This window comes from Thiomonas arsenitoxydans (assembly GCF_000253115.1).
Classification (GTDB): domain Bacteria; phylum Pseudomonadota; class Gammaproteobacteria; order Burkholderiales; family Burkholderiaceae_C; genus Thiomonas; species Thiomonas arsenitoxydans.
Genome location: NC_014145.1, coordinates 24,003 through 36,869 on the forward strand (window position 1 = coordinate 24,003; position 12,867 = coordinate 36,869).

Consider the following 12,867-nt stretch of genomic DNA (forward strand, 5'->3'; position numbering starts at 1 on the left):
CTATGAGTACCTCTGCTGACTCCGCCCCTGCGGGTTCTCCCAAGCCGCCTGCAGGCCGCGACAAGCGCCCCAAGCGCGCTGTGCGTTCCCGCCCTCTCTGGCTCAAATTTTTGCTCGGCGCCGTGCTGCTGGGCGTGGCCGGAATATTGGCGTTGGTGTTTGCCGTGGTCATGCTCTATCCGCGTTTGCCCGCGCTGAGCGAACTCACCGACTACCGCCCGGATCTGCCGCTGCGGGTGTATTCGGCCGAGGGCACGCTGATCGGCGAGTTTGGCGTGCAGCGCCGCACCGTGGTGCCGTTCGAGCAGATTCCGCTACAGGTGCGCGAGGCCTTTCTCGCCGCCGAAGACTCGCAGTTCTACGAGCACGGCGCGGTGGACTGGACGGGCGTGTTTCGCGCCGCCCTGGCCGACCTGATGCACGGCGCCGCCGTGCAGGGCGCGTCCACCATCACCATGCAGGTGGCGCGCGACTTCTATCTCAGCCCGCAAAAAACGCCGCTGCGCAAGTTCACCGAAGCGCTGATGGCCTACAAAATCGAGCATGAGCTGAGCAAGAATCAGATTCTTGAGCGCTATCTCAATCAGGTCTATCTCGGCCAGCGCGCCTACGGCGTGGCGGCGGCGGCGCAGGTTTATTTCGGCAAGCCGCTCGACCAGCTCACGCTGGCGCAGGCGGCCGTGCTCGCGGGCTTGCCCAAGGCGCCTTCGGCCTTCAACCCGCAGACCAATATCAAGGCCGCGCTCATTCGCCAGCATTATGTGCTCGGCCGCATGAAGGCGCTAGGCGACATCAGCCAGGCGGAGTATGACGACGCCATGCAGGCGCCTCTGAATGTGGTGTCCGGGCAAGGTCTGCTGCGCTACAAGGTGGACGCCGATTATGCCGCCGAGCAGGTGCGCGAGATCATGGTGGCGCGCTTCGGCGAATCGGCCTACACCGACGGCTATAAGGTCTACACCACCCTGCACGACCGTGACCAGAAGGCGGGGGTGGACGCGGTACGCGCCGGGGTGCTGGCCTACGACCAGCGGCACGGCTGGCGCGGACCGCAGGCGCGCATCGATCTGCCCGCGCACGATGCCGATGCGCTCGGCGTGGCGGTCAAGGCGCTCAAACCCTACGACGCGGCCGGCAGCCTGCATCCGGCCGTGGTGCTGCACGCCAGCCCCAAGTTGGTCGAGGCCGTGCTCGAATCGGGCAACACGGTGGAACTCAGCGGCGATGCATTGCGCTTCGCCGCTGCGGGCCTGTCACCCAAAGCCACTGACAAATTGCGCATCGATCGTGGCGCCGTGGTCTGGCTGCAGAAGCTGGCCAAGGGCTGGCGCATCGCGCAGATGCCCGATGTGCAGTCGGCGCTGGTGTCGGTCGATCCGCATGACGGCGCGGTGCGCGCCTGGGTAGGCGGCTTCGACTACAACCACGAGAAGTTCGACCATGTGAATCAGGCCTTCCGCCAGCCCGGTTCGAGCTTCAAGCCCTTCATCTATTCCGCCGCGGTGGACGAAGGCCTGGCGCCCACGACCGTCATCGACGATTCGCCCATCACCATTTCGCAAGGCCCGGGGCTGCCGCCGTGGACGCCGCACAACTACGACAACGAGCAGCTCGGCGCCATTCCCGCCACCCTGGCGCTGGCGCATTCCGACAACGTCTGCGCGGTCAAGGTGCTGCTGGCCGTGGGCATTCCCTACGCCCGCCAGTTCGCCTCGCGCTTCGGCCTGCCGCTCGACCAGATTCCGCCCTATCCCACCATGGTGCTGGGCGCGGGCAGCTTCACGCCCCTGCAGATGGCCACGGCCTATGCGGTGTTCGCCAATGGCGGCTCGCTGGTGCAGCCCTATCTCATCAAACGCATCGTCGATGCTCACGGCGCCGAGGTCTATGTCCACAAGCCGGAAATCGCGGGTCAGAACGCGCCGCGCATCATCAGCGCGGCCAATGCCTTCCTCACCACGCAGATGATGCAGGCGGTGATTCAGCACGGCACGGGCGCGGCGGCGCTGTCGCTAGGCCGCATCGATCTGGCGGGCAAGACCGGCACCTCGCAGAATTTTCACGATGCCTGGTTCGACGGCTTCAACCCCGATCTGGTCGCCATCACCTGGATGGGCTACAACAACCAGCGCGACCTGTACCGCGGCGAGCAGGGCGCCAAGGCCGCGCTGCCGATCTGGATGGACTACATGCGCGTCGCGCTGCAGGGCAAGCCCGACGTACCCTGGCCGGTGCCGTCTGGAGTGATCATGTCGCAGGTCAACCCGGCCACCGGTTTTGCCTCCAATGGCCCGGGCGCGGTGAGCGGCTACTTTCTGCAGAATTTCCCGCCGCTGGCCATCGACGCCCAGATGCCGCTGTCAGCGCCTTCTTCGGCGTCGCTGGCGGCAGGTGGCATCAGCACCGGCAGCGGCGGCATGCTGGTCGGACCCGGCGGCGTGCCGGTGGGCACTTCCACCGTCAGCGTGCGCGGTCAGGGGCCGGGCACGCACCCGGCAGCGGTGGCCCAGCCCGTGGCGCCCCCGCCGTCTCTGCAGCCGGGGGCCATCCTGCCTTCGCTGGGCGGCAATCCTTGAGGAGAGCGCCCCCAGACCTGCCGCTTCGCGGCAGGCCCCCCGAGGGGGATGAGGCCCGCGGCTCCAAGCTGCCCTGCGGCAGCTTGGACGGAGCCGAATCCGAGCGGCTTGCAAGCCGCGAGGTGGACAAGGAAACTTGGGGCGGCCCTGCGTTTTCTCATGAGCGCCCCAGACCTGCTGCTGCGCATTGCGTAGCGGCGGGTTTCTACAATGGCGCCTTCTTCAAGGCCGATTCCATGCGCACCTTTCAAGACCTCATACTCACCCTGCAAACCTATTGGGCCCGGCAGGGCTGTGCCGTTCTTCAGCCCTACGACATGGAAGTGGGCGCCGGCACCAGCCACACCGCCACCTTTCTGCGCGCCCTCGGCCCCGAGCCTTGGAAGGCCGCCTATGTGCAGCCCAGCCGTCGCCCGAAAGATGGCCGCTACGGCGACAACCCCAACCGGCTGCAGCATTACTACCAGTTTCAGGTGGTGCTCAAACCCGCGCCCGACAACATCCTTGATCTCTATCTCGGCAGTCTGCAGGCGCTGGGTTTCGACCTGAAGACCAACGATATCCGCTTCGTTGAAGATGACTGGGAAAACCCCACGCTGGGCGCCTGGGGGCTGGGCTGGGAGGTCTGGCTCAACGGCATGGAAGTCACCCAGTTCACCTATTTCCAGCAGGTCGGCGGCATCGACTGCAAGCCGCTGACCGGCGAGATCACCTACGGCCTGGAGCGCCTGGCCATGTATTTGCAGGGCGTGCAGAGCGTGTACGACCTCGTCTGGACCGAAACCGAGGTCGCCGGTGAAGCGGCTGCCCCCCCAGGGGGCGCGAGCGCCTTGGGGCGGCCCGGCGGCGCTCGTACCCTTCTCAAATACGGCGACGTGTTCCACCAGAACGAAGTCGAGCAGAGCGCCTACAACTTCGAGCACAGCGATGTGGACTTTTTGCTGACCGCCTTTGCCGCGCATGAAAAGCAGGCCAAGGCGCTGATGGCCGCGCAACTGGCGCTGCCCGCTTACGAACAGGTGCTCAAAGCGGCGCACAGCTTCAATCTGCTCGACGCCCGCGGCGCGATTTCCGTCACCGAACGCGCAGCCTACATCGGCCGCATTCGCAATCTGGCGCGCGGCGTGGCGCAGGAATACCTCGACAGCCGCGCCCGTCTGGGTTTCCCGCTGGCGCCCCGCGCCTGGGCCGACGAAGTCTCTGTACAGCTCGCCCAGAAGAAAGCCGCCTGACGTCTGCCGCACGCCGTGCCCGCGCTGCTGTCGCGGGGCGGCGGCGGCCTGCAATTGCCCGCCATGAACCCACAGAACCTGCTTGTCGAACTCTTCGTTGAAGAACTGCCGCCCAAGGCGCTGCCCGCGCTGGGCGAGTCCTTCGCCCGCACCCTGGCCGCGAGTCTGCAGTCTCAGGGACTGGCCGCATCTGACGTCAAGCCGACGCCCTACGCCAGCCCGCGCCGACTGGCCGTGCGCATTCCCGCCGTTGCTGCCAAGGCGGCCGACAAGGCCGTGGCGCAGAAGCTCATGCCCGTGGCCGTGGGGCTGGATGCCGACGGCAAGCCCACCCCGGCGCTGCTCAAAAAGCTCGGCGCGCTGGGGCTGGATGCCGACGCCGCGCCTCGCCTGCGGCGCGAAGGCGAGGGCAAAGCCGAAACCCTGTTCATCGACACCGTGGCGCCCGGTGCCACGCTGGCCGAGGGTCTGCAGAAGGCGCTCGCCGAGGCCATCGCCAAACTGCCCATCCCCAAGGTGATGGCCTACCAGTTGGAAGATGGCTGGACCACGGTGAAGTTTGTGCGTCCCGCACATGGTCTGGTCGCCCTGCATGGCGCCGATGTCGTGCCGGTGCAGGCGCTGGGGCTGACGGCGGGGCGCGAAACGCACGGCCATCGGTTTGAGGCCCAGGCCGATCCCATCGTGCTGCGCGACGCCGACAGCTACGCCGACCAACTGCGAGAACAAGGCGCGGTGATCGCCAGCTTCGACGCGCGCCGTGCCGAAATTGCGGCGCAGCTGCAGGCCGCCGCGCGACAGGCTGGGCCGGGTCTGCACCCCATCGACGATGCCGCGCTGCTCGACGAAGTTACTGCTCTGGTCGAGCGCCCGAACGTGCTGCTGTGCCAGTTCGATCCGGCCTTTCTCGCCGTGCCGCAGGAGTGCCTCATCCTCACGATGAAGGCCAACCAGAAATACTTTCCGCTGCTCGACGCGGCGGGCAAGCTGACCCACCGTTTCCTGGTCGTCAGCAATATCTCGCCGGCCGATCCCAGCGCGGTTATCGAAGGCAACGAGCGTGTGGTGCGCCCGCGCCTGGCCGACGCGCAATTCTTCTTCGAGCAAGACCGCAAGAAGCGCCTCGAAGACCGCGTGCCCGGCCTCGACAAGGTGGTCTATCACGCCAGGCTAGGGTCGCAGGGCGAACGCATGCGGCGGGTGCAGGCGCTCGCGGGGGGCATTGCCAGGCAGATTCCGCCGTCCTTTCCGGTCGAGCAGGCCGAGCGCGCCGCGCTGCTGGCCAAGACCGATTTGCTGACCGACATGGTCGGCGAGTTTCCTGAGCTGCAGGGCATTATGGGGCGTTACTACGCCGCGCACGATGGCGAAGACGCCAGGGTGGCCGAGGCCATCGAAGACCACTACAAGCCGCGTTTTTCCGGCGACGACTTGCCGCGCAGCGACGTGGGCTTTGCGCTGGCACTGGCCGACAAGACCGAAACCCTGGTCGGCCTGTTCGGCATCGGCGAACGCCCGACTGGCGACAAAGACCCGTTCGCGCTGCGTCGCCATACGCTGGGCATTTTGCGCATGTTGATGGAGCGCGGCCAGGGCATCGAACTCTCGCGTTATTTGGAAAATGCGGTGCCGGTGTTCAGCGGCGTAGCCGGGTTTTCAGACCCCAGCGCCGATGTGCAGACCTTCCTTTACGACCGTCTGGCCAACCTGCTGCGCGAGCAGGGCTGGACGGCGCAGGAGGTGGACGCGGTGCTGGCCCTCAGTCCGCAAATTCTGGCCAATGTGCCGCGCCGCCTGGAAGCGGTGCGCGCCTTCGCCGCCTTGCCAGAAGCCGCCGCGCTGGCCGCGGCCAATAAACGGGTGGGGAACATTCTGCGCAAATCCGAAGGCGCGAAGGACGGCAGCGGCTTCAACGCCGATCTGCTGGTCGAGCCCGCTGAAATCGCCTTGTCACAAGCCTTGAATGCCGTGGCGCCGCAGGTGCAGCAGTTTTACGCGGCAGGCGACTACACCGCCGCGCTCAAGATGCTCGCCGCGCTGAAAGTCCCGGTGGACACCTTCTTCGACCAGGTGATGGTCAACGCCGAAGACCCCGCGCTGCGCGCCAACCGCCTGGCCCTGTTGGCGCGGCTGCAGGAGGCGATGAACCAGGTGGCCGATTTGTCGCGTCTTGCGGCCTGACTCCCATCCTGCACGACAATCACGGCATGAAACTGCTCATCCTCGACCGCGACGGCGTCATCAACCAAGACAGCGACGATTTCATCAAGTCGCCCGACGAGTGGGTGCCCATTCCCGGCAGCCTGGAGGCCATTGCCCGGCTGAACCACGAGGGCTGGCATGTGGCGGTGGCCACCAATCAGTCGGGCATTGGGCGGGGCCTGTTCGACATGAGCACGCTCAACGCCATCCATCGCAAAATGCACAAAGCGCTGGCGGCGGTAGGCGGGCGCATCGACGCCATTTTCTTCTGCCCGCACGCGCCGGAAGATCACTGCAGCTGCCGCAAACCCAAGCCCGGCTTGTTCCAGGACATCGCCCGTCGCTACGAGCTTGAGAATCTCCAGGGCGTGCCTTCGGTGGGCGACAGCGTGCGTGATTTGCAGGCCGGTGAGCCGCTGGGGTGCGGGCTGCATCTGGTGCGCACCGGCAAAGGCGAGCGTCTGGCCGATCTGGGCAATCTGCCCGCGGGCACCCGGGTGCACGACGATCTGGCAGCCTTCGCCGCCTGGCTGCTGGAACAACCCAAGGCGAAGTCTGAAAAGACCTCCGACAAGACGCCAGACCCGGCGTGACCGAGCCGACATGCGTTTTTTTCGTTCTTTGCTTTACATGGCGTGGCTGATCGTGACGGTGGTGCCTTACGCGGTCATCGTGGTGATTCTGTCCATCTTCATTCGCGGCACGCGGCTGTATCGCTTCACCCTGGGTTGGGTGCATCTGTCGGTCTGGGGCGCGCGCGTGATTTGCGGCATACGCAGCCATATCACCGGCATGGAGAACCTGCCAGACGGCCCGGTCATCCTGCTGTCCAAGCATCAATCAGCCTGGGAAACGCTGGCCTTTCCGCTGATCATGCCGCGTCCGCTGGCCTATGTGTTCAAGCGCGAGCTGCTCTATGTGCCGTTTTTCGGCTGGGCGCTGGGGCGGCTGGACATGGTGCACATCGACCGCAGCAAGCGTGCCGAAGCGTTCGGCCGGGTGGAAAAACAGGGCGGCCGGATTCTCAAGCAGGGCAACTGGATCATCATGTTTCCCGAAGGCACGCGCACTGCGCGCGGCGAGCAGGGCGTCTATAAAACAGGCGGCACGCGGCTGGCCATCGCCACCGGCGCCTGGGTGGTGCCCATCGCCGTGACCTCGGCGCGTTGCTGGCCGCGCCAGGCGTTCATCAAAACCCCCGGCGTGGTGGAGGTGTCCATCGGCAAACCCATTTCGCCCGAAGGCCGCAAGCCCGCCGAAATGATGGCCGAGGTCGAACGATGGATCGAGGCCGAAATGCGCCGTCTCGATCCGCAGGCCTACGCGCATGCCCCGCGCTGAGTCTTCCGGCCGCGCCGCCTTGCCCGGCTCGGCGCAACTCGGTTTGTTCGACTGGGACGAGCCGACGCCCGCCCCCGCCCCTATCGCCGCCCCGGCGCCAGGAGCCGCGGTGAGCTCATCCCCAGGTTCGTCGCCGGTCTCAATACCCCGCGCTGGCGTGCCGACGCAGCGTTATGACGACGGCATCCACCGTTTCGATTGGACGCTGCACCGCGCCGCCCGCCGCACCCTGGCGCTGCGAGTGGACGACCGCGGCGTCAGCCTGCACGCCCCGCGCCTGGCCAGCGGCGCGTCTATCGCCCAGTTTCTGCAGCAGCACGCCGCCTGGGTGCAGCGCAAGCTGCGACAGCGCGAACAGCGTCTGCAGGCGCTGCAGGCCGCGCGCATCGAGTGGGCCGATGGCGGCCGTATCCCCTATCTCGGCCAGCACCTCACCCTGCGGCTGCGCGGCGCCAGCCAGTTGCGGTGGGACGAAGCCCGCGCCGAACTTCACCTGCCCTTGCCGCAAGGCAGCAGTGCGCAGCAGGTGCGCGACAGCGTGGCCGCCTGGCTGCAGCGACAGGCGCTGGGGCTGTTCGCCGCGCGGGTGGCGCATTTCGCGGCCCAGCTCGGGGTGCGCGTGACGGCGGTGAAACTCAGCGCCGCCACCACCCGCTGGGGCAGCGCCAAAAGCGACGGCAGTATCCGCCTGCATTGGCGTCTGTTGCACTTCAGCCCGCAACTCGTCGATTACGTCGTCGCCCACGAAGTGGCGCATCTGCGCGAAATGAACCACAGCCCGCGCTTCTGGGCGCATGTGGGCAGCCTCTACCCCGAATACCAACAGGCCCGCGCGCAACTGCGCAAAAGCGTGCTGCCGCCCTGGGGTTGAGCGGGTGTGAACCCGGCTAGCTTCGCATGACGCCCCTGCTCTTCCTGCTGCTGCACCTCACGCTGACGTTGACCTGCGCGGCGCATGTGCTGCTGCGCGCGCATCGTCAGCCCGAGTCGCGGGTGGCCTGGTTGCTCATGCTGGTGGCCTTTCCCTACCTCGGCGTTCTGGCCTATCTGTTGTTTGGCACGACCCAGATCGGCCGTCGACGGGCCGAGCGGCTGAGCGCCGTCGCCCGCGGCCTGCCCCGTCCTGAAACCGCCCCCGGCTGGCCGACAAACGCCGCGCTGCCGCCCGACCAAGACGCGCCGCTGTTCCGCCTCGGCACATCGATCAGCGGCTACCCGGCGGTCGGCGGCAACCGCGCCGAACTGATGGCCGACTCGAACGCCGCCATCGCCCGCATCGTGGCCGACATCGACGCGGCGCAGTACAGCGTGCACCTGCTCTTCTATATCTGGCTGGACGATGGCAACGGCCGCCGCGTGGCCGATGCCCTGCGCCGCGCCGCCGCGCGCGGCGTGAGCTGCCGCGCCCTGGTGGACGACCTCGGATCGCACGCGTTCATCCGCAGCGCGCAGTGGCCTGCGCTGGTCGCCGCTGGCGTGCAGGTGCTGCGGGCGCTGCCCGTAGGCAATCCGCTGCTGCGCGCGCTGCGGGGTCGCATCGACCTGCGCAATCACCGCAAGATCGTCGTCATCGACAACCGCCTGAGCTACAGCGGCAGCCAGAACTGCGCCGACCCCGCCTTCCTGCCCAAGGCGAAATACGGCCCCTGGGTCGATCTGTTCGTGCGCTTCGAAGGCCCGGTGGTGCGCCAGAACCAGCACCTCTTCGCCACGGACTGGATGGGCAACGACGGCGACGACCTCACCGCCCTGCTGGTCGAGCCCTTGCCGCAAATCCAAAACGGTCAAGACGGCTTCGTCGCCCAGGTCATCGCCACCGGCCCCACCGACCGAAGGGCCGCCATGCCCGAACTGTTCGAGTCGCTCATCTTCGCTGCGCGGCATGAGCTGGTCATCACCACGCCGTATTACGTGCCCGTGCCCGCGCTGCAGGCCGCGCTGTGCGCCGCGGCCAACCGCGGCGTGTCGGCCACGCTCATCCTCCCCGCCCGCAACGACGACTTCGCCGTGGCCGCCACTTCGCGCAGCCATTACCGCGCCCTGCTCGAAGCCGGGGTGCGCATTTACGAGTTCAGTCCCGGGTTGCTGCACACCAAGTCCATCACCGTAGACGGCCATCTCAGCCTCATCGGCTCGGCCAATATGGACCGGCGCAGCTTTGACCTGAACTACGAAAACAACATCCTGCTGCTCGACGCCGCGATCACCGCGGCATTACGCGAAAGGCAGGAGCAGTATCTCGCCAGTAGCCGCCGCATCACCCTGGACGAAGTGGCCGCCTGGAGCGCGCCCAGGCAACTGTGGCAGAACGCTCTGGCCATCGTCGGCCCCATTCTGTAGGTCGAGTCACGCTGCCGCGAGCGCGTCGCCCGACCGCGCGCTACGCTTTGGGGCCCGATCTTTTTCACAGGATTTCTCATGCGTTTTCTCCACACCATGCTGCGCGTCGGCGATCTGCAGCGCTCCATCGATTTCTACACCCAGGTCATCGGCATGAAGCTGCTGCGCACCACCGACCGCCCCGAGCAGAAATACAGCCTGGCCTTTCTCGGCTTCGAGCCCAACCCGGCGCAGGCCGAACTCGAGCTGACCTACAACTACGGCGTCGATCACTACGACCTGGGCACCGCCTACGGCCACATCGCTCTGGGCGTGGACGATGCCGCCGCGGCCTGCGCACGCATCAAGGCAGCCGGTGGCAAGGTCACCCGCGAGGCCGGCCCGGTCGCCGGGGGCAGCACCATCATCGCCTTCGTGCAAGACCCGGACGGCTACAAGATCGAGCTGATTCAGCACGGTACGTTGTGAGCCGGGCAGGCGCCGCATCCGGCCGAAGCTGACACGTCCGGCCGCTATGCTCGTTCCATGCAATCCTGGTTATTTCTGTTCGGCGCGATAGCGGCCGAGGTGATCGGCACCACCGCGCTCAAGGCCACGCACGGCTTCACGCGTCTGGCCCCTTCAGTGGTGGTCGTGGCGGCTTACGCCCTGGCGTTTTACCTGCTGTCACGCACCATGCAGACCATTCCGATGAGCATTTCCTATGCCGTCTGGTCGGGCGTGGGCATCGTGCTCATCACCCTGATCGGCTATGTGGTTTATCACCAGTCGCTCGACTTGCCCGCGCTCGTCGGGCTGGGGCTGATTCTCGCCGGTGTGCTGGTCATCCACCTGTTCTCCAAATCGGTGGCGCATTAAGCCCCAAGGCGGGCAGTCGCGGCTGAAATCTATCGATTCGATCGATGCATATGATTTCAAATAATCGTTTGTCTTTATGAATTCGGCCTCATAAGCTCTGGGTCAACGCGGGTTTTCCCGCGCATGTCACAAGGAGCTTTTGTATGTCGACTCACAGTCCCGTTCAACCGTGGCGCCGCCTGGCGCTGCAATCTACTCTCGTTGCGGGCCTCGGCCTGACGGCGCTTGGCGCAAAAACGGCCCAGGCCGCTTCGGCGCAAGAGCGCTTCATGCCGCAAGGCGCCAGCACGCTGGCCGAGCTCGGCAAAAAACTGGCCGCCGCCCCGCGTCGCCGCGACTTCAAGACCACGCAAATGGTCCTGGAAAACCGCGACGAGTGGGATGCCGAGGCCCTTGATCTGGTGCTGGCCTACGCCGGTCAGCCCAAGCAAGTGTGGAACAACACCAATCTGGAGGGGCCGTGGCTCAATCTCATGCGCAACGCGATGAACGCGCAGATCTGGTCGTTCAAGCATCCCGATTTTCTGGCCGTCTCGGCCACGCACGGCTCGGCGCACCTCGCGTTGTATGACGATGCGCTGTGGGCCAAATACCAGTTGGGCAGCCTGACCAAGGGCAAGGCCAAGACCAATACCTGGATCAAGACTTCTCTCGCTGCCGATGCCGACCCCAAATCAGTCGAAGACCCTAAGGGCGTGTATTCCCCGGCCGACAACAGCATCACCGTGCTGCAAGAGCGCGGCGCCGTGTTTCTGGCCTGCCACAACGCCATCTGGGAACTCACCGGGCATCTGCACGCCATCGGTCACAACCCCGACAAGGTCTCGCACGCGCAGATGGCTGCCGAATTCACCAACCATCTGATTCCCGGCGCCGTGCTCACGCCCGGCATCGTGGGCACGCTGGTCGAACTCGAAAACGCGGGCTATCGCTACGCCGGTTGAGCGTTCGCTGCGTACCCGGCCGCCTCAATCCATCCCTCGAAACCTATAAAAGGAGACTTTCATGCGTCGTATCCCTCTCGCCACAGGCACCCCCTTGCTGGCCGCGCTGCTGCTTGCCTTGCCGGTGCTCGCCAACGCACAACAGGTGCAACAGGCCGACACCGGCTGGCAGGGCAAAGTGCATGCCCCGCAATACAAGGAAACCATTTTCCCGCCCTGGCAGCACGGCGCCAACAACCCCGCGCTGAACAAGGGCCTGGAATTCACCGTTCCGGAGGTCAACGATCTGCCCGACTTTCACGGCGATCTCGATCATCCCAAGCTGGTGATCTTCGTGGCCGGTAACTACTACTTCGCCATGGCGCCGCTTGTGCAGGCCTTCGAGAAAGAGCATCCCGACTTCAAGGGCCGTGTGTTCTACGAAACCCTACCTCCCGGCATTCTGCTCAAGCAGATGAAAGCGGGCGGCACGATCACCGTGGGCAATATGACCTGGACGGTCAAGCCCGATGTGTATGCCGCCGGGCTGAAAAAGATCGAGGCCGGCATTCACGACGGCGTGCTCACCGGCAAAGCCATTTCCTATGTGAGTAACGACCTCACCATCATGGTGCCCAAAGGCAATCCGGCGCATATCACCGGGCTGGCCGATCTGGGCAAGCCGGGCGTCACCCTGTCCATGCCCAATCCCGCCTGGGAAGGCGTGGCGCGGCAGATCGAGGCCTCGCTGAAAAAGGCCGGGGGCGATGCGCTGGAACAGGCGGTCTATGACACCAAGGTGAAGAATGGCGAGACCACGCTCACCCACATCCACCATCGCCAGACGCCGCTTTATCTCATGCAGGGCGTGGCGCAGGCCGGTGTGACCTGGAAGTCAGAAGCCATCTTCCAGGAACAGGCGGGTCACCCCATCAGCAACGTGCCCATTCCCGCCGATCAAAACACCACGGCGATCTACGCCGCCGCAGTGGTCAAGGGCGCCGCGCACCCGAAGGCCGGTCTGATGTGGGCGGAATTCCTGCGCTCCCCCACGGCGCTGAAAATTTTTGAGCGCTACGACTTCAAGCCGGTGTCGGCCCACAAGCCCGGCTGAGCGGGCTCTCCAGAAACTCGCCGGGCCGCCCCCAGAGTTTCTTGCCCCTTAAGGGGGAGATCCGAGCGTAGCGACGGATTTCGGGGTGGGCTCCATTTCATAAATTGGCTCTTCATGCGCCCCCGCCGCAAGGCCGGGGCGATTTTTTCGTCTCGTGCAGCGCGTCCGCCTCACTGTGGCCGGCAAAGTGTGAGCCTTCAAGTGTGAACATTTGCACGTTTTGGCGACTGTCAGCAAAAACCCGGTGAAGAGATCGGGAGTGGGCTTGATTTTGGCGGGGG

General features: G+C 65.7%; 11 protein-coding genes. All 11 read left to right on the forward strand.

Annotated features, from left to right (window positions below; genetic code table 11):
- Positions 1–2: 2 nt before the first annotated feature.
- The 11 genes from THI_RS00100 (at position 3) to THI_RS00150 (ending at position 12,586) form a co-directional block, all read left to right on the forward strand.
- Positions 3–2,576 (forward strand): penicillin-binding protein 1A, encoded by a 2,574-nt coding sequence (locus tag THI_RS00100; protein WP_013104176.1) that lies wholly within the window; start codon positions 3–5, stop codon positions 2,574–2,576.
- 236 nt (positions 2,577–2,812) lie between these two features.
- Positions 2,813–3,808: a glycine--tRNA ligase subunit alpha gene (gene glyQ / locus THI_RS00105; RefSeq protein ID WP_013104177.1), complete on the forward strand. Its 996-nt coding sequence runs from the start codon at positions 2,813–2,815 to the stop codon at positions 3,806–3,808.
- 63 nt (positions 3,809–3,871) lie between these two features.
- A complete protein-coding gene (gene glyS / locus THI_RS00110) occupies positions 3,872–5,989 on the forward strand; it encodes a glycine--tRNA ligase subunit beta (RefSeq protein WP_041609066.1) in 2,118 nt (705 codons plus the stop codon).
- A gap of 26 nt (positions 5,990–6,015) precedes the next feature.
- Positions 6,016–6,603, forward strand: coding sequence for a D-glycero-beta-D-manno-heptose 1,7-bisphosphate 7-phosphatase (gene gmhB / locus THI_RS00115; protein ID WP_013104179.1), 588 nt, complete (start codon positions 6,016–6,018; stop codon positions 6,601–6,603).
- A gap of 10 nt (positions 6,604–6,613) precedes the next feature.
- On the forward strand, positions 6,614–7,351 hold the full coding sequence (locus tag THI_RS00120; RefSeq protein WP_013104180.1) for a lysophospholipid acyltransferase family protein: 738 nt from the start codon (positions 6,614–6,616) through the stop codon (positions 7,349–7,351).
- Entirely contained in the window at positions 7,338–8,222 is an 885-nt protein-coding gene (locus tag THI_RS00125; RefSeq protein WP_041608830.1) for a M48 family metallopeptidase, read from the forward strand. The genes THI_RS00120 and THI_RS00125 overlap by 14 nt, the downstream gene beginning before the upstream one ends.
- Before the next feature lie 26 nt (positions 8,223–8,248).
- Entirely contained in the window at positions 8,249–9,691 is a 1,443-nt protein-coding gene (cls, locus tag THI_RS00130; protein ID WP_013104182.1) for a cardiolipin synthase, read from the forward strand.
- Between the two features lie 78 nt (positions 9,692–9,769).
- Positions 9,770–10,159 (forward strand): lactoylglutathione lyase, encoded by a 390-nt coding sequence (gloA, locus tag THI_RS00135; RefSeq protein WP_013104183.1) that lies wholly within the window; start codon positions 9,770–9,772, stop codon positions 10,157–10,159.
- 57 nt (positions 10,160–10,216) lie between these two features.
- Positions 10,217–10,549 carry a DMT family transporter gene (locus THI_RS00140; RefSeq protein WP_013104184.1) on the forward strand — a complete coding sequence of 111 codons (333 nt, stop codon included), beginning with the start codon at positions 10,217–10,219 and terminating at the stop codon, positions 10,547–10,549.
- A 143-nt stretch (positions 10,550–10,692) separates the two neighbouring features.
- Positions 10,693–11,493: a thiosulfate dehydrogenase gene (gene tetH / locus THI_RS00145; RefSeq protein WP_013104185.1), complete on the forward strand. Its 801-nt coding sequence runs from the start codon at positions 10,693–10,695 to the stop codon at positions 11,491–11,493.
- 61 nt (positions 11,494–11,554) lie between these two features.
- Positions 11,555–12,586 carry a substrate-binding domain-containing protein gene (locus tag THI_RS00150; RefSeq protein ID WP_013104186.1) on the forward strand — a complete coding sequence of 344 codons (1,032 nt, stop codon included), beginning with the start codon at positions 11,555–11,557 and terminating at the stop codon, positions 12,584–12,586.
- The last annotated feature ends 281 nt before the right edge of the window (positions 12,587–12,867 follow it).